The 19573-nt window shown below is 62.5% G+C and carries 18 protein-coding genes; 1 reads left to right on the top strand and 17 read right to left on the bottom strand.

Features of this window, described 5'->3' with window-relative positions:
• The first annotated feature begins 19 nt into the window (after positions 1-19).
• Positions 20-517 (top strand): hypothetical protein, encoded by a 498-nt coding sequence (locus VF672_RS21920; protein WP_331106811.1) that lies wholly within the window; start codon positions 20-22, stop codon positions 515-517.
• On the opposite strand, the gene VF672_RS21915 is transcribed toward VF672_RS21920, so the two are convergent.
• The 17 genes from VF672_RS21915 to VF672_RS21835 form a co-directional block, all read right to left on the bottom strand.
• The gene (locus VF672_RS21915) at positions 518-1432 is read right to left on the bottom strand and encodes a hypothetical protein (RefSeq protein ID WP_331106809.1); all 915 of its coding nucleotides are present in this window, start codon (positions 1430-1432) and stop codon (positions 518-520) included. It lies immediately after the preceding gene.
• Between the two features lie 71 nt (positions 1433-1503).
• Positions 1504-2034, bottom strand: coding sequence for a hypothetical protein (locus VF672_RS21910; protein ID WP_331106807.1), 531 nt, complete (start codon positions 2032-2034; stop codon positions 1504-1506).
• Positions 2031-2876, bottom strand: a complete 846-nt coding sequence (locus tag VF672_RS21905; RefSeq protein WP_331106805.1) for a hypothetical protein — start codon at positions 2874-2876, stop codon at positions 2031-2033. The genes VF672_RS21910 and VF672_RS21905 overlap by 4 nt, the downstream gene beginning before the upstream one ends.
• A 47-nt stretch (positions 2877-2923) precedes the next feature.
• A complete protein-coding gene (locus VF672_RS21900; RefSeq protein ID WP_331106803.1) occupies positions 2924-3682 on the bottom strand; it encodes a hypothetical protein in 759 nt (252 codons plus the stop codon).
• 78 nt (positions 3683-3760) lie between these two features.
• Complete coding sequence (locus tag VF672_RS21895) at positions 3761-4363, bottom strand: tail fiber assembly protein (RefSeq protein WP_331106801.1); 603 nt, start codon at positions 4361-4363, stop codon at positions 3761-3763.
• A 2-nt stretch (positions 4364-4365) separates the two neighbouring features.
• Positions 4366-7365, bottom strand: coding sequence for a beta strand repeat-containing protein (locus VF672_RS21890; protein ID WP_331106798.1), 3000 nt, complete (start codon positions 7363-7365; stop codon positions 4366-4368).
• 63 nt (positions 7366-7428) lie between these two features.
• Positions 7429-9150, bottom strand: coding sequence for a phage head spike fiber domain-containing protein (locus VF672_RS21885; RefSeq protein WP_331106796.1), 1722 nt, complete (start codon positions 9148-9150; stop codon positions 7429-7431).
• A complete protein-coding gene (locus VF672_RS21880) occupies positions 9150-9848 on the bottom strand; it encodes a hypothetical protein (protein ID WP_331106794.1) in 699 nt (232 codons plus the stop codon). Before VF672_RS21880 ends, VF672_RS21885 begins: the two co-directional genes overlap by 1 nt.
• Positions 9845-11260 carry a hypothetical protein gene (locus VF672_RS21875; RefSeq protein WP_331106792.1) on the bottom strand — a complete coding sequence of 472 codons (1416 nt, stop codon included), beginning with the start codon at positions 11258-11260 and terminating at the stop codon, positions 9845-9847. Before VF672_RS21875 ends, VF672_RS21880 begins: the two co-directional genes overlap by 4 nt.
• A complete protein-coding gene (locus VF672_RS21870) occupies positions 11257-11571 on the bottom strand; it encodes a hypothetical protein (protein WP_331106790.1) in 315 nt (104 codons plus the stop codon). The genes VF672_RS21875 and VF672_RS21870 overlap by 4 nt, the downstream gene beginning before the upstream one ends.
• Positions 11572-11574: 3 nt before the next feature.
• Positions 11575-14322, bottom strand: coding sequence for a transglycosylase SLT domain-containing protein (locus VF672_RS21865; protein ID WP_331106788.1), 2748 nt, complete (start codon positions 14320-14322; stop codon positions 11575-11577).
• A gap of 2 nt (positions 14323-14324) precedes the next feature.
• Complete coding sequence (locus VF672_RS21860; RefSeq protein ID WP_331106786.1) at positions 14325-15170, bottom strand: hypothetical protein; 846 nt, start codon at positions 15168-15170, stop codon at positions 14325-14327.
• A complete protein-coding gene (locus VF672_RS21855) occupies positions 15163-16764 on the bottom strand; it encodes a hypothetical protein (protein ID WP_331106784.1) in 1602 nt (533 codons plus the stop codon). Before VF672_RS21855 ends, VF672_RS21860 begins: the two co-directional genes overlap by 8 nt.
• A gap of 74 nt (positions 16765-16838) precedes the next feature.
• Entirely contained in the window at positions 16839-17333 is a 495-nt protein-coding gene (locus tag VF672_RS21850) for a hypothetical protein (protein ID WP_331106782.1), read from the bottom strand.
• Positions 17334-17484: 151 nt separating this feature from the next.
• Positions 17485-18573 carry a hypothetical protein gene (locus VF672_RS21845; RefSeq protein WP_331106780.1) on the bottom strand — a complete coding sequence of 363 codons (1089 nt, stop codon included), beginning with the start codon at positions 18571-18573 and terminating at the stop codon, positions 17485-17487.
• A gap of 1 nt (position 18574) precedes the next feature.
• Positions 18575-18895, bottom strand: coding sequence for a hypothetical protein (locus tag VF672_RS21840; RefSeq protein WP_331106778.1), 321 nt, complete (start codon positions 18893-18895; stop codon positions 18575-18577).
• 46 nt (positions 18896-18941) lie between these two features.
• Complete coding sequence (locus VF672_RS21835; protein ID WP_331106776.1) at positions 18942-19418, bottom strand: hypothetical protein; 477 nt, start codon at positions 19416-19418, stop codon at positions 18942-18944.
• Between the last annotated feature and the right edge of the window lie 155 nt (positions 19419-19573).

The raw sequence follows: 19573 nt of genomic DNA, 5'->3' as shown, positions 1-19573 counted from the left end.
AACCACTGAGAGGCAAGCGATGGATTTTTTTGTGTCAGTAAGCGGATATGAGGGGCAGCCCACCACGATCGTCGGGGGCCTGGATGAAGAGACGAACATTCTGGTAATCGCCGGACGAATGAAGACATTCCAGACCGCCCGCATTAAGGGACGCGAGGATATTTCGGTGGTGTCGAACCTGGGCTTGCCGGACGTGGACTTTCAGTTTCGAGACGAGCATATGCGCGAGGCGATCATCGCGTACCAGAACCGAACCCTTTTGAACACGATCACCCTGGACCCCGCGCTAAAGCAGCTCGACCCTCGGAGCGTGTTCGAAAAGGACGACATAAAGGAGGGCAAACAGACCTACCGGATACTACCCACTATCAGTAATGGCCAGCTCGCCGTCCTGATCGCCTGCGGGTTCTGCGAGCTGCAGGCCCGCATCATGTCCGCGCAGGTCTCCCTGGACGAGATGAACGATCTGTACGACGCCGGTGGCGAAAGCGACCTTTACGACGCGTACACGATATGATCAGGGGATAGGGTTATTCAGGGTGGCATCGTCGCCCTTGGCGCCCTGCTCCACCGACGTGGCCTGAAAGCTGCCCTCGGAATTCACCGTTACCTGCAGTGGCTCGTCAGAATCGGGCCGCTTGGGCAGGCCAATCACCGCTTTCTCGCGCCCCTGCCCTTCCGCGCCATCGAGCACCTCGCCGCCCTCCAGCTCCTGAGCAATCTCCTCGCCGGTGACCACCGGCTCGCCGCCTGTTTCCAGCAGCTGCGGCTGGCCATCGTCGGTCGGCACCGCAACCGTAGTTTCCTGATCGCTTTCGGGCTCCTTGGGTAGGCTGATCACAGCCTTGACGCCGCTATCATTGACGATAGCCAGACTTTCGTCCGCAGCTGCGGCCGCGGCCAGGGCCTCGGGCGTGGGCGATGCACCGGTCACGACCGTCTCGACCGCATCGAGCACCGGCGAACTGAGCTTGTTCGTCAGCTCCTGGACGGTCTCCTGGCGCTCGGCGATTTCCTTATCCAGGTAGACCACCCGTTCTTTCAGCGCATCGACCATGCGCGGCGCGGTGGTTCTGATGCCTGCAGGCAGCTCGGCCTTGATCCGGGCTTGAGCCTTCTGGAACTTGCCCTGATTCGCTTCGGCGATCGAGGCGATTTCGCCGATCGCCTTGTTTGGATCTGTCTGCTGGTGGATCGGTACCAGCGAGCCGTTAAGCAGTACCTGGGCGATGTCGCCGGACTGACTGACGCGCAGGGTCACGGCTTGGCCGCTGGCCAACGTGAGCATGGCTTCGCGGTAGGTGACGCCGGACGTGCGGCGCAGTTTGTCGTTAAAGGCAGTTTGCACCACCGGCTGGCCGGCACGGCCCATGAGCGCGGCGATCCGCTTGAGCGACTTGGGCGCTTCCTGCGGAGAAAGGTCGAATGGCATTGCGATAAACCTCTGGTTCTATGCAGCGAGTGTGCGGCAACCGCCAGGGGTCACCGTGCAGACGTTTCCGGTCAGGCGGTCGGCGGGTCGGTCTCGCTGCCCTTGCCGTTCTCCAGGTGCGTATGGCCCTGGACGGAAATGCCGTCGGACGTAATGTCGCCGCCCGACTGCGTAACGGCGCCGGTCATGGCAAAGCCCGAGCTGGTGAGCTGGAACACCGAGCCGCCCACGGTGAACGTGATCGAATCCTTGGCCGTGATGGTGTAGGTCGCCGCCGTATGGTTCGACTCGGCGTCTGCCGCGGTCTCGATATTCGTATGCGCCCACCGGCGCCAGCCTTCTTGATTGCTGGTCTCGGGGGTACGGTAGCCGGTCACCACGGGGTATCGCGGATCGCCGCCCTGGAACTGCACCCAGCATTTATCGGCCGCAAGGATGCGCTGCTCGGTCAGCTCGGGGCGATCGCCCACTGGCACACTAAGCACCGCTTCGGCGTGGGTCATGCCGTCGGTGAGGCCCGGAACGTTGACCATCACCATGCGCGAGTCGCCGCCCAGGTACTCCTCGATAATCGCGGGATAGATTCCGTAGTAAAGCGTCATTCCGACAGCACCCCGCACCAGAAATACGAGTTGCTCGTGATCGAGGCCTCAATGCCGTGCGTCATTGCATGCGCGGCTGTCATCACCACATTGTTTTCGCCGTTGATCGTCAGGAGGTCGCCCGCGATGATTTCCTGGGCCATTTGCGACTGGATGACGTGTCGGCGCAGCAGCACTTTGCTCATGTTGCGCAGCACCCGCTCAGACTTGCGCGGCACGTAGATCGATCGGCGCGTTGAGTCATAGTTGCCCTTCACCACGGTGCCGTCGGGAGCCGTGCTATAGAACGACGGCACCTGATGACTGGTGAGAAAGTCGCTTTGCGTCAGCGCCGTGGTGTCCAGCTGACCGATATCGTCAATCGGAGCCTCTTTGAACAGATCGGCGAGCCGGTACACGTAGAGTTTTTTATCGGTGTAGACCAGCGTTGCGCACTCCTCCTGCAGCGCCAAGGCGATCGCCCGGCTCGGCGCTTGGCCCTGCAGGCAGGTGAAGCGTTCAACCGTCAGATCCTTGGCTACGGACACCTTGGCGCCACTCGCCTTGTACATGGCGCCGAACGTCTCATTGGTCGCGATGATCGGCGTGGTTCGAGGTCTGGCGACCCCCGCGCAGCTGGCCAGCGCGGCGATAATCGAATACGTCTGGACCGACTTGCCGCCCTGCAGCATGCCCGTGGGAGGGTCACGCCGAGACCAGATGATTTCGTATTCGAGGTTCTCCCGCCCGGTCCAGATCGACTTGCCCTCGGCCAGGTCGGTCTCGATGCCGTCGGCCAGGCGCACGGTCAGCTCCAGCGTGCGCGGTACCGGCGCCAGATCGCTCCGGTTGACCCAGCGCATGATCATGTCGCCAGGCAGCTGCTGGCTGTTTTCGGCGAGGTAAACGTTCACGCTTCACCATTCCAGATGGTGCTGGTTTTGGTGATAACCGCCTCGCTGCCGTCGGCCGCGATGTTAGTAATCTGCTGCAGCACTGGATAGCCTGGCGGATTGTTGCTCGTACCGTCGTTGTCCTCGTCATCACCAGGTGCGTCCAGGTACGGGATCGCCCCGCGCAGCACCAAGTCACACGCCAGGATCGTAAGGTTTTTGCTTTCGGTATCGACCTTGTTGAAGACGGTGTCGGGCGTCTCGATCGTGACCGGCATGTCGAAGGTGTACTGCCCCCAAGTGTGCGAGGCGTAGAAACGACGGTTGGGGATGGAGCCCAGGTACAGCCCCAGCTGGGCAGCGAGGCTATCGGCGCTCATGGGGTCGGCCGTGACAATAGCGATCTGTGCACGCTTGTCCATCATGGCCTGGCGGTAACCGTAGTACGAACCGCCCTCCTCGATCTGCACCAGCTGACGCTCGACCTGCTTGCCGCCCATGTCGCCTGGCGTAGGGGTGTAGTCCTTGGCGAGGGCGATGAACACCACAGGCAGCAGCGAGTTGGCGCCTTTGTCGCCGTTGCTGTTGCGCTGATAGCTTTTGAGCATCTCATCTACGGAATCGACCATGCGGCCGGACGCCCAGAGCACCGACCGGGCAAAGCCTCGGGCCACGAACTCCTTGACGCTCGCCGTGTCGCCGTACAGGCCCTGATACCAGGTGCCCAGGTAGGTGCCGAATGCTTCTTTGAGGGGGTTGAAATCGCCGCTGCTCATGGGGTGCCTATCAGTTGAACCTGGCCCCAAGTTATCGCGCGCGCGAGTGGCCATCCGTGGCCACTTTCCGGTGTGCTATCAGCTGCTCGCGCTATCCCAGGTGATGGCCTGGACGGCGGCTACGGTCGTCGCCGCTGCAACCTGCGCCACGAGAGTGGCCTTTCGGATCAGGTACGCATTGATCGTCTGCTCGCCCATCATGCCCACGGCCTGGATCTGCGCCGCGGTATGGGTGACGTAGGCCTCGGTACCGGCGCTGTCTGTGCACTTAAATGTCGTAGTCCAGGCCGAGTTGCTGGCGTTGAGCAGCGACGACAGCACGCGAGCCTGCAGGTTGAGCTGGTCGGTTTCAGCTGAAGGGTAGGTGTAGGTCGAGCCCAGCGCGTCAGAGGTAAAACCGCTTACAGCTGCAGCTGCGCAGGCCGCGGAGAGTGCTGCCGACTGCGCGACCTGCGCGGCGGCCAGCTTCGCGGCATCAGTGTCGTAGATATCCACGAACGTCGGCTTGCCGTCGCTGTCGGCGGCGAGCTTCTGGCCGCTGGGCGGCGTGGTTCGATAGGTGGCTAGCTCGTCGTCGGTCAATTCCACCGCATCGCTGGGCCAGCTGCCCGCGGTAACGTAATGTTCCTTAAGATCCTCGTCGTAGAAGGCCAGTTTTGTCGCAGAAAACACGTAGCTCATGATTAATATCCGAGTGCCATCCAGAAAACAGGGGTAGCCGTACCAGACGTACCGTCATTGGTGACGTAAGCCGCGGAGGTACTGGCAGGGTAGAAGTAGCAGGCGTTGGTGCCGCCGGAGATGTGTGCGCTATACACACTGTTTGCGAAACCACCCACGCAAGCGCTGGGGAACGCGGTTGTGAAATATACGGTCGTGGTGCCCTCGGTCGCGACGCTTGAAGCCAAGCCCCACTGGATCATAAAACCAGTATTTTGGCAGCGCCAGTAACCCGCAGTAGTCACGTAACCGGTAGGAAGTCGAGCGCTAATCCAGGTGCTGAGGTAGCCGCCCCAGGTGGTGCCGTAGGCGTTGCCGGAGGTGTCAAGGAAGGCTCCTGACGCGTATAGGTTACCCGCCGCGTGAATGTCGGCATTGCTGGTGATATTGCCGTTTGCGGTGAACGCGCCGACGTCGCTGAGCGAGGCGATGACCGCAGAATAGGCACTGTTAACGATATCGAGGTTGCCCGCGTCGGAGCGAAGGTACTTGTTCGGGGTGGTGGTACCGTTACCCGCAAGCATGATGTTCGCGCCGTTTGCTCCAGTATCGAGCACAGTCAGGCCGCTGACCGAGCCGCTGCTGGTTACGGTACAGCCACCATTCAGTGCAGTCAGGCCAGTCACCGCCAGCGTACTCGCCAGTGTGGCGGCACCGGTGACCGCAAGGGTGCTTTTGAGTGAAGCTGCGCCGGTGAGAGTTGTCGCCCCGGTGACTGCCAAGGTGCTGGACAGCGTAGCCGCGCCAGTGACCCCCAGAGTGCTCGACAGCGTCGCGGCACCCGTTACCCCCAAAGTACTCGACAGTGTGGCGGCACCGGTGACCGCAAGGGTGCTTTTGAGTGAAGCTGCGCCGGTGAGAGTTGTCGCCCCAGTGACTGCCAAGGTGCTGGACAGCGTAGCCGCGCCAGTGACCCCCAGAGTGCTCGACAGCGTCGTAGCACCGGTTACCGCCAAAGTGCTCGATAGCGTCGTAGCACCGGTTACCGCCAAGGTGCTTGATAGCGTCGCAGCGCCTACGACCCCCAGCGTGCCACTGGCCGATACGGCGCCGCCAAGCGTCACCCCACCCGTAGCCAGGTTGACGGTGAATGGCCGCGAGTCAGTCCAGGTGCCAGAGGTGTCGCCGCTGGCGGTCAGCATCAGATACAGATTTGCGCCGTCATTGCGCCAGAACGTGCCGTAGTTACCCGAGACGATACGCCAGGCATTGGCAGAGGTACTGACGCTCTCCCCGGCAACGCTTAGGGTACTGGCCAGCGTCGTAGCACCGGTGACGCCCAAGGTAGACGATATAGTCGCAGCGCCAGTGACGCCCAGTGTGCTTTTCAGCGTTGCCGCGCCCGTCAGCGTGGTAGCACCAGCAACGGCCAGCGTGCTGGAAAGCGTGGCCGCACCTGTAACGCCCAGGGTAGTGTCCATGGTTGCAGCGCCAGCGACTTCCAGGGCGCCGGAGAGCGTGGACGCACCCGTCACGCCGAGCGTGCTGGATAGCGTCGTTGCACCAGTAACGGCCAGCGTACTGGATAACGTCGCAGCCCCCGTCAGCGCCAGCGTGCCCTTCAGGACTGCCGCGCCGTTCAGGGTCGCAGTACCCGTGACGGCAAGCGTGCTGGACAGCGTAGCGGCACCCGTGACGGCAAGAGTGCTCGAAAGAGTCGTTGCGCCCGTAACCCCAAGGGTGCTTTTCGCCAGAACCGCGCCGGTGAGCGTTGCCGCCCCGGTAACCGCCAGCGTGCTGGACAGAGTCGCCGCGCCGGTGACTCCCAGAGTGCTGGATAGCGTTGCAGCACCGGTAACCGCCAGCGTGCTGGATAGTGTTGCAGCGCCCGTTACGGCCAGCGTGCTCTTGAGAGCGGTTGCACCCGTAACGGTGACCGTCTTCGTGAACAAAGGATCGACAAGGGGCGCGAAGGTCGCGTCGGCCTTGGTCTTGGTGTAGGTGTCGGCAACCTGAAACACGTTCCAAACCACAAACTGGACGATGTCGCCCGCAGTCGAGGCGGTGGCCAGCGTTACCGTGGCGCCATCATTGGCCGTGAAGCCCGTCGGCGGCAGGGTCTTGCCATTGACGATCACCTGCAGCAAGTCCGCGGTATAGCTCAGGTTGAACAGCACCTGCGCAGCGGTGGCGGTGTACGTGTAGGTCTCGAACGTTCGCCCGGCCGCCAGGCAACTGCGGATCTGGAACTGCGTGCCGTCGAAAACAATCTCGTAGAGCGCCCCAGCCACGATGTCGTCGGCAACCATCACAGTGGTGCCCGCCTTGGTGATCGCGACCACGCCCAGGCCTTCGACGTTGACCGTCATAGCGCCATCGTTGTTCGAGGCCGCGATAAAACTGAAAGCCTGGCCAGCTTCATAGCCGGTGAGCGTGGACGCATCCGGCAGCGACAGCAGCAGCGCATCGGCCGTGCCGCCCGCGGTACCGCACCAAACGAGCGAGCCAGCCACCTGGGCCAGGTTCTCGATCAGTTGGTATTGCTCGTGCGCGTTGGGGTCGTTCTCGTGCGTCACCAAAGCGGACAGCACCGCCGAGGACTCAGGATCGATGACCACGGTGATGCTGTCGGCTGGGACTTGATCAAACACCATGTCGCAGAACAGCACGAAATCAGTGCCAGGCGTCTTGCTGGCGATCGCCGTACCTGCTTTGGTACTCCACACGGCAAACAGCACGTCACCGGCCCAGATGCCGACTTCGGTGATGTCGGCGGTCAGCTCGGCATCTGCCCATACGGCCGTGATCCGGATCTGCGTACTGGAAATCGACGAGCCGCCCGCGATGGTTACGATGGCGTACTGGTCGTTCATGGCGGTTTCGCTGCCGGTTGGGGCGTAGGTACCCCCACCGAATGAAATCTTGGTGATCTCGACTGCGATCCCGGTCAGGCTGGCATTAAACGCTGCCTCGCGCCCGGCCGCGGTAAGCGTGGGCGTGATCGTAGTCGTCGTGGTGGCCACTGGAACCTCTCAAATCTTTGATAGCGTTCCATATTTTCGAGGTCTGGCGGGTACGCTTTCGGGTCAGCTTTCCGATGCCAGGCTGGCCAGGCTGTCGAACTGCGCGCCCTTGAAATAACGCGCCCGTCGCGCGCAGCCGTTGAGAAACCCCGAAGCGCCCGCGCTACTGCCGATCCACAGTGTTGTGGGCAGGGCAAAGTGAAAGCGCAGCCACAACGCGCTGGTCGAAACCACGCCATTGACCGCTAGGGCGACTTTCATTCCGTTGGCCGTGCGCTTCCAGCAAGCCGCCACATAAAGGTCAGCTGCGGCCGCAACCACTGCGCCGGTAATCGTCGCCTGGGTGGCGCCGTCGGCCAGGATCTCGAACAGCACCGCCCCGGTGGCGTCCTGGCGAATCCGAAACCCGTCGGTTCCGTCGTCAAGCGAGAGCAGGGTCGCGCCCCAGGTAGAGGGGAAGGCGCCCACCAGGGTGCCCTCGCTCGCCGAGTACCAGTCGAAATAATCCGACGCGCTTGCCGCCGCCGTCGTGGTCTTGATGAGCGGGGTGACTACGGGCGATGCCTCCAGCTGGACGCCCCACAGCCCCAGGGTCAGCGTGCTGGCGCTCGGATTGGAGATGGTCAGCGTGCCGGTACCGGCCGCATCTGCGGCGGCCCACAGCGACAGGCGAACCCAGCCCTTGAGGGTGGGCACTAGGTCAGCGGAATCGGTGGTGCCGGTTACCTCCCCGGCTGCCAAGTCAAACAAGGCCTGGGCCGTGACCGTGTAAGGCGTTCCGGACAGCGCCAGCGCGGGGGTGCCGCTTTCTGCCTGAGCGAACACCGACAGGCAGTAATCGGTGGCCACCAGCGCCGCCACGGGCAGCGAGATGCTGGCGCCAGCAGGCAGCGACACCGTGTCGGCCAGCCCGTTGGGGCCTGCCCGGGCTGCAGACGCCACGACAGCGCCGCCGCTGGTAGTCCAGCCGGTAAAATCGTTGCTCGGCGCCACCAGGTTGGTACGCGCGACCGTTTTGGACGTGAGCATGCCGATGGCGTCGGCCGCCCGGGTTACAGCCGCAGATCCGGTCGCAATGACGCTCGTGGCTACGTTCCCCGCCTCGGCTTGGGCGCCCCACACGTAAAGGCCCGAGGCACCGTCGCCGATGTAGCTGCCCACGGTCGCTGTCGAGTAGATATGGATGCGATACAAGATTTTTGCATAGGACGTCTGATCAACCGTCACTGTAATCGAGCAGCGGTAATACCCGTTAGGCGCCGGGGTGATGGTGGCCGTGAGGCCGCTGGCCACCGCCGAAACAACGCCGGTATTGAGGTTGAAAATCGCCGTGTAGCCTCCCGCGCCGCCCGAATCGTAATAGGCGGTCAGCCGCCCGAAACCGCGCCCGGCTGCCTTCAGGTACACGCTGTACGTGAACTGGGTGCCGAGAGTATTGGCGCCGGACACGACGCGATCGGTGTAATGCGAGGCCGCGGTCGTCGTCGAGGCCTCCACCAGTTTGTCAGCCGTCATCGTCCCATCCGGGGCGATAGCGGCGTTCGCCGTCGCGCTGGCGCTGGAAAGGGTCCAGACGCTCTGATCGAGCTGCGAGTTGTAGGGCAGCAGGTTGGTGGCGCCCTGCTCGACCAGCAGGCCTTTGACGGCCAGGGTCAGCGGATCGTGATCTATACGCAGCTCTCCAGCTGCAGCGGTGGCCAGCAAGCCGGAGGCATTGATATAGGTGGCAGTGGATGCCCGCGAAACGTCGATGATTTCCGCAGCGTTGCGTTGTACCAGGCCCATCAGGCGCCCCATTTGCGAGAGTGGTGGACGTAGAACGCCCCGCCCTGGAAATCCAGGTCGAGTGCGTTGGTGGCCGTGGATTCCGCCACCCGCTGCGGGCCGACGTGCTCGGAGCGCACCAGGACGCCGCCGACGACCAGGCCAGGACCGATCGTGATCAGCGACTTTTTGGCGATCTGGACGTTGAGCACGATGCGCGCGGCCACCGTGGACTTGAGCGCCGCCAGGATCTGCGTGGATACCATGTCGGTGCTCAGGCGCACGCGCACGCGCGACGTCAGCCAGTAGTCGTCGAGGCTGCCCCCTGCCTTGCTGATTTCGTCCTCGGTGGCCAGATTCAGCGGGTAGATGCCCGTCTTCAGCTGATAAAGCTGATTGATTTCGTAGTCGCCGAACAGCGCCTGCACATAGGTGCGCAGGAAGTGCATGCCGCGACGCGGGTTCCGGAATTTCCAGGCTTGATGCAGGTAGCGGATCGCGTCCTCGTCAGAGCTGGATAGCACCGCCAGGCCGTCGGCTGTCAGGTTGCGGCGTACCAGATCCAGCGAGCCGATATGCGGCGCGCCGTAGCAGTTGATTTCGTCAGCCGTGTCCTTGAGCACCGATTCGAACAGCGCCAAAAAGATATCCTGCAGCTCGGCCTCGACGGTGTTCTCGGCGTAGCTGTTCTCTTCAGGTACCAGAACGCCCGTTGTCATGCGTTGGTCACCGTCTCAACTGTGATATTCAGGCTGTCGGCGCTGACGTAGCGGAACTGCTCGGGCAGGGTCGTAACCGTTGGATACGTGATGGTGATCGAGATATCGCTATTGTCGTCCTGCAGGGCGGTGATGCCGTCCTCCAGGATAGTGGTGATCTTCTTTTTCTTGACCGTCACCTGGCCGCGCTTCGCCCACGCCGACGTGCGACCGTACTGCGCCAGGATCAGCTCCTGGGCAGCCGAAATGACCTCGGCGCTGTCGTAGACCGACGCGATCTCCAGCACCACGTCCACGGTGATGGTCAGCTCGGCCACCGTCACGAACTTCAGCTTGTAGCTGTCATCGGCGTCGGTCACGATCGTCGTGATGGCCGATTCCAGCGTGCTCTGGTCGGTATCGTCCTTGATCGCTGCAATAAACAGGCAGTTGACGTTGTCCTGGCTGGCGCTGCGCACGGTCTCTTCGGTCTGTTCATTCCAGACTGATAGGAACGTCAGCGGCGCAACGGTGCTCGACCGGCGAATGAGAAAGTCGAAATTGTTGTTGTATACGGCGTTGCTGTCATACAGCGACGGATACGAACAGATTTCGCGGATGGTGTCCGTGTCCAGCGGATCTGCGCCAGCCTGCAGCACTTCCGACAGGGTCACGGTGCAGCCGTTCTCATAGATCGAGGAGGTGTAATCGAATGTGAACAGCGCGCCCGAGCTGAGCGTGATGTCGCCCTCGGTCGAGGTCACGGTAATGGTGAACTCTTCGCCCGTGGCCGGTTGATACCCACCGTAGTCGGCGGCTCCGAACTTGACGTATAGATCCTGATTTTCATCTGTCTGCAAATGAAACATCTGCTCGTCAGTTTCAACGTTGACGAAATCGGGGATGTATTCGAAGGCGTCGCCGTCCGAATTGGATACCGCCACGCTCACGATCGAGCCGCTGTCGGGCTGGGTCACGGCGATGGTATAGAACGCCTTGCTGCTGCTCACGGTCGCCGTTGAAGAGCTGCTTTCCTGTTGCTTGGCGGTCACGACAGCGCTGCCGCTGGCCGGAATGGTGGCGCCGACAGTAACGACGTAGGCGCGCCCCTGGGCGTCAGTAAGCGTGCGGCCGGTGGTGACCGTCCAAGCGGTGGTGGTGGCGTTGGTCACCAGCAGCGCGACGACTGAAGACGTTCCGAAGGGCAGCACGCCCTTGACCGCGGCGTCGGCCAATACGGTGACGTCGCGGGACTTGGTGAAGGGCTCGGCCGCAGCGATGTCCTGCTCGACGCTGGCCACCGAAAGCATGTTGGCGATCGAATTGAGCCGGGCGAGAATGGTCGGGTCTTTCGCTTGATAAAGGATCGAGACTTGAGGATAGGACGACAGAATACTGGTGTATGCCGCCTGCATCTCACTTAGGGTTTTCACGAAATGTTCCTCAGCTCGTCCACGGATACCGTCACGTTGCCCACCTGGACGATCAGCTTTTTAGCGTCGAATCGGGTGCTGATGTCCTGGAAGTAGACGGAGATTTCGTCGTCGCCCAGAACACCCAAGATTGGTAGGTCTGTTTTCATCTTGGTGATGAAGGCGTCAGCCAGGCCTAGGCCCATCGGTTGCTGGATCAGCTCCTCAACTGGTGCGCCGTAGGTGGAGCCGAAATAGCCGTTCACCGGGGTGTTAAGCCAGTGCGAGACCATGTCCATGATCTGCGTGGCTGAGATGTTATAAGTCGTCATGGCTTAGGCCTGGCCCCCGTTTCCGATCCCACCGGTGACAAGCGCAGCAATCTGCCGCTCGCCCACGTCCTGACCCACAGGCTGATCGAGTCGCATCACGCCGGTCGTTTCCTTTTTGTCTGTACTGATTCGCTCGGGCGGTACCGTCGGCACGCCCGGCGCCTTGGCGGCGATGCTTGGCGCTGCGTTGCTGGCGGCCGGAATCGACGGTTTGGCCGCAGCCATGGGGCGCAGCGTAATGGGGATGTTGTCTGCAGCTGACGGAGCAGTGGCCACCGCAGGTACGCCAGCCGAAGCGCTGGCCGCCGCCGTGGCGCCGGTACCGGCCGAGCCACCGACCACCTTGTTATATCGGTCGTTGAGCGCCTGGGCGTTTTTGCCCAGGTACTCGGCCGCCGTCGTGGAGCCCTTGCCGTAGTTGAGGCCGACAGCCTTTTGGGTACCGGCCGACAGCTCGTTGATATTTTTGCCACTCTTCGCGCCCAGGATCATCTCCTCGGCGGCCGACGGCCCAAGCTGGTGCATCATGTAGAGGTTTTCAGGGGTGACCGGCAGGCCCCGCATCTGCAGGTACTGCTGATTCACCTGGGCGAGCTTCATGCCGCCCGCAATGTTCTGATCCTCGTCGAACCGGTTGGTGATGCCCACGCCAGAAGCCGTGCGACCGGTGAACTGAAACGTGCCGATGGCACCGGTCGAGGAAATGGCGTTAGGGTTGCCACCGCTTTCCATGGCCGCCATCGAAAGCATCATTTTCGGATCGAGACCGGACTGGCTGGCCGCGGCCTCGATCTTCTTCTGAGTGCTGGCCGACATGCCGCCAGGCAGGTTCGCCGACGTGTTGTAACCGCCTTGCTTCAGGTCACGGATACGCGAGGCTTCGTCGTTGGTGTAGCTGCCGTTATCCGCCAGGCTGCTGCCGCCCTTGATGCCGTCAAAGCTCTCCTTGTGGCGATATCCCTTGTCCAGGGCGCCCATGATGCGACCGCCCTGCACCACCGCAGCATCTTTGACGTTGCTGTACGCGGTGGATGCCTTGCTGGCCATATTGCTGGCCACGCCCTTCGCCGCGGTGTAGGCCGTTTTCGCGGTACCGGTAACAGCGGTTGCTGCCGAAGCCGCGACATCGACCGCCTTGCTGGCCAGCTCCTTCGCACCATCGACAGCGCCGCCCAGCTTGTCACCGAACCAATCCTTGACCGACTTGTAGACGTCCGAGACCATCGAACCCAGCGACGACGCTGCCTCGGATACAGTCTTGAATACCGAGCTGGCGGCGTCAGACGCCAATTTGCCCGCACCGCTGAAGACAGAAACCACGCCGTCCCAGGCGCCGCTGATTTGCTTGCCGATATCGCTCCAATCGAGAGTGCTAAGCCAGCCGCCGACCATCGAACCGACTTTGTCGCCGATCATACCGCCTACGATGGTGCCCAGCGGCCCGGCCAGCGAGCCGATCGCCGCGCCCACGACGCTGCCCACGGCACTGCCGCCGCCCTCAAATTTCTCCTGTTTGCTGGCGTCCGGGTCCATGACCTTGGCCACGCCCATGCCGGCATTGATCAGCGTACCCAGCAACGGCACACGCTTGAGCACAGCCCCGCCGACCTTGCCGACGGCTTTACCGGCTTTGCCCAGGGCACTGCCGATCTTGCCCATACGGCCAGTCTTGCGGGCGTTACCGGCACTGCCGCCACCCGAACCTGCGGACGCGCCCCCGGTGTTGACCTCAACGCCTGGGCTTTTCTTGCGACCGAAAATTTTGCGCCCGACCGCAGCGGCGCCGGATGCAGCAGCACCCACGGCACGAATGCCGCCCTTGGCCAGCGAGCCGACCAGGCCCGCGCCCGGAATGGCTTTGAAGATTCCGCCCAGGATCTTGCCCAGCCCGCCCATGAGCAGACCAGGCAGGGCAACGATTGCCGCCAGCAATGTGGCGAATAGCCCGCGGCCGCCGCCATCCTTTTTATTCGACTCGCGCAGCTCGCCCCAAATGCGGCGATACCACGGTACTGCGACCTTGCGCTCGGCCTTCTCCTCGGCGCTCGTGCCGCCACGACCAAACAAGCCAGCCAGGGGGCGGAACAGCGGGCCGATAGACTCCTTGACCTCCTTGGCGGCCGCAATGGTCGGGTCGATGTTCTCGGTGTTGTGCGCCAGCCCTGACAGGTTGCTCAGGCCATTCTTGAGACCGTTGATAGCATTGCTCAGGCGCCCGGAGCCCCCGCGGCTGCTGCCGCTGTCCGGATCATCTGGGGTGGTCGGGTTGTTGTGGCCAGGCCCAGCAGCGCCCCCGCCATTGCGCCCGTTATCTGCGGCGCCGTTACGCGGTTGAAACCGTCCGTTGGAGCCACGGGTGGGCAGCGCTTGCTCGCGCCGATGAGGGATCGCGTCCCGGCGTGCAGGCGTGCCGGTGCCACGCGTCGAGGTGCTGGACGTCGCGCTGGACGTGGATGGCTCGACACGGCGGCGAGGCGTGGCCACCGGCAAAGGTGGCGGTACCGGAGACGGCGTGCTGCCGCGACGCGATGCCGTCGAGCTGGTGCGTGGGCTGCGCGCGGATGCAGGTGACGACGGGGCACTGCTGCTCCCGCCCTTGCTGCCGCGGCCGCTATCAGCCAGGGTTCGATTGAGCTGGGCAATACCATGGTCGATCGAGCGCAGTAGATCGAGCTGGCGGGCGTAGCCAGCCAAATCGACGCTCGCCGGGCTGCCGACCAGGAACCCGTCGTTATCCGAGTTTAGGGCCATGATCAGCGACGACGCTCAAAGAATCGATCGGCTTCGGGAGTGTTCACGCGCGGCGCCTGGGGCTTGGCTTCAGGCTGCAGCTGCGCCAGATCCTCGTGCAGGAAGTCCCGCGCGCTGTCGAACAGATTGACGGTGCCCGGGGCGGGAATCCGGCCGATGTCCATGACGCCGTCCAGCACAACGGACGTCTTGCCTGTCTTTTTGGCCAGCATGCTGATCAGCACGGTGTTTTCGTTGGTGACGCTGTCGAGCACGGCGTGGGTGTTGTCCAGCTCGCGCTGCTTGGCGTCCATCATCTGATTAAGCGTGTCGAACAGCGCATCACGCTCGGCCACGGCGTCGAGCAGATCAGCCCCCTCCCCTTCCTCCACCCCGTCCAGGACATAGCCGCGGTTGCTGTTGTAGTTCGGTTCCTTGACCAGGTCGAATCCGAAAAAATCGGTCGCGATGTGCGTGGTACCCACCAGGCGCGCGCGAATGGCCGACGAAAAACCAAAGGCCTTGCTGCCGTATACGCGCTCGCCGATGCGGCCCGAGGAGGTATCGAGAAATTCGACCTCATGGTCTATATCGCCGTTGGGGTAAGCCTTCAGCGAGACGGTGCGCAGCGCAGGCTCCAAGGCGAAGTGCTTGCCGTTGACGATCCCGCCGTCAGCGGGGTCCAGGCCGAATTTTTCCCGAGGCCAGTGACCGAAGTAGCCGATCATGTCGCCCGCGGCGATACGCTCCTGGACGGCCTTGCCGTTGAGGACGCGCACGACACTGGGAATGTCGAAGTTCCGGTCGGCGCCGCGAAACTGGCGCTGTCGATCGGCAATGTTGAATCGAATAATCCCTGTCTTACGCATCTTCCATCTCTTCCTCTTCATCTACCTCGGGATTGCCGCTGGTGGTGCGGCCTGGCGGGGCATCGAAGCCCCCGCCGTCGCCTCCAAATCCGCCCGCATCTGGTGGCTTCGCGTTCCTGATTCCTTTGGCGATGATTCGGGCTTCGTCCTCGTCGTAGCCCATGTCCTTGGTTAGCAGCTGCATGCACACTTCCTCGGGCAAGCCCGAATTGCGCATGGCTTCCAGGACGGTCATGAGGGTTGAAGCACCGTTGATCTTGCGTTCTCGGGTCTCGGCGTTCTCCGACTCCAGAGCGCTGATCGAGCCGAAATAGTTGATTTCGTAGGGGCGATCGCCGTCCTCCCACACAAAGCCGTACTTGGCCCAGGTGTGCAGGTCGATCAGGTAGTGGAAAAAGGCCGTCAGTGCGGTGCGAATCATCCGGCTGCGCTCGGCCGACTGCGCCGATACGCGGAAAAACCCGCCGTCGCCCAGGCCGCCCGATAGTTGGTCCGCGAAGCCCAGCATCGAGAGGTCGGTTCCCAAGGCGCCAGCCAGGAGGCGCGCCTGCAGCATTACGTCATCGATCGTCATGCCGTTGGTAGCAGTGGCGCCCTGGAAGCTGGAAACGCTCGTAACGGCCTTCTGGCCGCTTACAGGCAGGACGTGGTACTGGCGGGTCGTGACCGGCTGGTTATCCCGGACGGCCTTTTCGGCGACCTCCTTGGACTTGGTCAGCATGCGGTTGATACTCGCCATGAAGCTTTTGCGCTGCTGCAGGCTCATGCCTTCGGTTTCGACGGTGATCAAGTTCTCGTCGATCGTGCCCAGGATGCGCTGGCCGACCAGGCCCAGCAGCGAGCTGCGCAGGCGCCCGTGGGGCTCCTCGGCCTCATACAGGAATCCGCCACCGATCATCGCGGGCATCGGCGTGAGCTTCTCCAGATCATCCTCGGCGAGGTTGTAGCGGTAAGCCTTGTCCACTGCGCGGATCTGCGGCACCCACAGCAGGCGCGGCATTTTCATCCTGGCCATCTGGGTGGGTGTCAGGCGCTGCTGCTGCTTTTCGCCGCTCGAAACAACGTAACCGACGGTGCGGTTGCCCTTTTCATAAGGCTGCACCAACGGCGGGTAAAGCATCTCGTTGTTGATCAGATCGAGCAGGCCTTCGCCTTTCTTCAGGTACGTGCGGGCGTAGGCGTCGCCGAAGCCTGCAGCGTTGAAGGCGATGCCGTGCGCTTCCCGATTGAACAGGGGGGCGCAGTTAAGGCGGATGTCATCGACGTACTTTTTGAGCGGCTCACAGCCCGCCTTCATCTCGATGAAGATGGTGTCACCGTTGGTCTCGTGCCCGCCCAGGGCTTGGGTGACGTGCAAGCGCAGCGCCGTGGCGATGATGGGGTCAGACATCATGTGGGCGAATTGCTCGTAAATCTGCGCGCGACTGCGGGCCGATCGACTACCGGAACCGAGCAGCATCGACACGCTAACCGTGTCGTATCCCTGCATGGTGTCCGCGACGTCCACTTCGGCAATGTTGCGGTCGCCGTCCGCGAGCGTCTGAGCGAGCTTTTTAGCCCGAGCCCAGATGCCTCCTTTAGTCGAGTCAGCCATAAAATCCCAAGCGCATTAATCGTTTGGAACCATGGTATTGAGGTACAGCCCCCCTTCCGGGCGGACCTTTCCGATCAGATCCCGACTAGCAGATCCTCGCGTGGATTCAGCAGCAGCAAGCGAGTGTATGGCGGGATGTCGCCCTTACTGGTCACGGCCACGACTTCATAGGGGATGATAATTCCAGCGCCAGGCTCGGCGATCACCAGGTCATGCTTATCGGCGACGAAATAGGCCGAATCGGTGGGATCGGCGCTGCACTCGACCTGGGCCTGGATCATGCCCTCGGCATAGGTGATGACCGTATCGTCGTCGCTCATGTTGCCGATGTCAGGCGTGAACGTGTCGGCGAACTTCATTCGACCGGCGCCCAACGCCGTGAAACTGAAGTCGGCCTCGTCTTCGCTGTCGAGCACCCCTGCCCCGCCGAGCGTTGGCAGCCCGCCCAGCTCAGTCTCGGCCGACCGGTTGACCGTCTTGCGCTGCACAGAGCAATCCATCGAATTGGGGTGGCGCAGCACGAGCTGGCGGCTTACCCGGTTAACCTGTTTGGGGATGTTGGTCAGCATGATTTACCTTCAGGGCGTTGCGGGCGCCGTGGCTCATCCTGCTCGATCAGTTCGCGCAGGCACCATAGACGTCGTGTGGGATTGGGGTAATGGCCCAGGCGCACCAGCTCGAAGCCGCAGGTACGCATAAACCGCTGGAAGGCAGGCTCTCTCATTTCTTGCCCAGCCTTTCCAGGTCAGCCTGGCGATCAGCGATCTCGCCAAGGAGCAGCGCGCGCACGGCAGCGCTGGTGCGGGGGTTGTCTGCCAGATCCTGCGCCTGCTTGATGGCCTTTTTCGTCTGGCTGATTGCCGTTCGAGCGTCCTTTGCCGCCTGCTTGCGCGCCTTATCCTCGGCGGCCTTTTTTGCGTCGGCTACGCCCGCTTTCATCGCCCTGTTCAGACGCCAGCGTTCGCGCTCGGCCTTCTTGTCGGCCGTGGTGGTCACGCGCCGCTGGCGGTGCGTTTCCTTCTGCATCTTCTCGACGTCGGCCTTCATCTGCTTGACGGTGCGGGTTTTCGCCACGCGCTCGACGGCCGTGCGCGCGCCTTCGATCAGCTTCACTGCCTGGGCCTTGAATGTCGGCGAGGCGATGATGGTGGTCATTACCCGCAAGACGTGTTTGCAGCCGCAGCCGGTCAGCAGCGGGTTGGTGATCTTTGGATAGCTGTGCTCGAACCATGGCCCGGCTGCCCAGCCACCCGTGGTCGCGATGTAGCGCAGCCGGTAGCGCCAGTCCTCGCAGTTGCAGTCGATCTTCAGCTTGCCCTTGATCAGCCTCCCCGCGGCCGCCTTGGCTTCGACCGGCGCAACCACCATGTCCTCGAAGTCCTGGAACTCGACGGAGACCATATGGCGGCGCACCTTCGAATTCGGCCCTGCGTTGGTCTGGAAGGTGACAAGGCCGCCCTTGTGGCGGATCACCAGCGCGGTGTGAATCTCCCGGTGGGCGCGATCGCGCGGGCCAGGCATCGACGTATCGAGCATGCGCTGCGCAGTGATGCCCCCGGCTGCTTTCTTGCCGTGGATCTTCGCCGACGCGCGAAAAACTGCCAGGTCGTCCTGGGTGATCGGGCGCAGGCCATTGTTTCCCAGCGACGTCAGAAGGTTGCGCTGGTGGTCGTAGGTCCCCCGGATCTCGTCGGGCGATACCAGAATGCTGGACTGCCCGCGCTCCTGGATGCCCTGCTTGTGGCGGGTGACGGCTTCTTTCAGCGCCTTGTTGACCGCGATCAGGTGCTCGCTGCTGGATTTCGCCATGTCAGCGCACCGACGTTACGGTGGTGACGATGCCGAGGGCGGATTTCATCGCCTGCAGCTTGGCCTTGGTGGGCAGCACCAGCTCGCGCTCGGTCATCTTCTGCGTGGTCATCCGGTCGATGCCCGCAGCGGCGGCAATCGCAATGTATTCGTCAGGGGTGCCGTAGACGCGACGTGATACCAGAGTCAGGTCGTAGTATTCGTCCGGTTTGGTGAAGTAAATCTGCCGATCGCCCGACCAGACTGGTTCGGTGAGAGCAAACTTGCGGACTGCCTTGTAGAGGTTCGAGTATTCGATCATGCCCGGATTGTCACCGGGCATGTCGAAGCTCAGGCCGAGCGGTTTCCGATAGCTCGGCGCCAGCGGCTTATTGGTCGGTGGTCATGTTCGCGCATTTGAAACCGCGATCGCCCCGGGGCGGAGTATCCCCAGTGGCAGTTGCGCAAAACAGCTTCTTGACGTCCATCTTTGTCGCGATGCGCACCCATACCATCGGCACCTGCGAGCCGTCGTGCATGGTAAAAATCACCCCGTCGATGACCTTTTCCATCGTTCCCATCTCGCGTGTGCCCTTCCAGTCATAGGAGACGTTGATGGTGCGTTCGGGCAGGTTGTAGCTATCGACCTGCAGGTTCGGGAATGGCACGACATTGTTTGTCATGTACCGCATGGTCTGAGTGTCGTAGGCCATCCGTATTAAGACGCCCTGCCCCGGCATCTGATAGACGCCGGTGAAGTTACCCGAAACCCAGTTGGCGCCGACGGGGTCGGCAGCAGCGTCGATCTGCGCAAATGAGGTGTTCGCGATCAGGGTCAAAGCGACAGCTGAAATGAATCTTTTCATGGTGTTCCTGCTTGGCCGTTGTAGAAGGGATACAGCTGCGGCCCAGCTTACTCACGAGCTACGGGTTATCCACACAGAGCGCGGCGATCGAGCGCTCTATCTCGCGCCTTGAGCCACCCCGGCGCACCAGCCGCAGCGCCAGCGCAACCGTAGTG

It is taken from the genome of Pseudomonas sp. (assembly GCF_036387035.1).
GTDB lineage: Bacteria > Pseudomonadota > Gammaproteobacteria > Pseudomonadales > Pseudomonadaceae > Aquipseudomonas.
The sequence above is the reverse complement of the archived record's forward strand: the minus strand, read 5'-3'. Positions and strand labels throughout refer to the sequence as shown.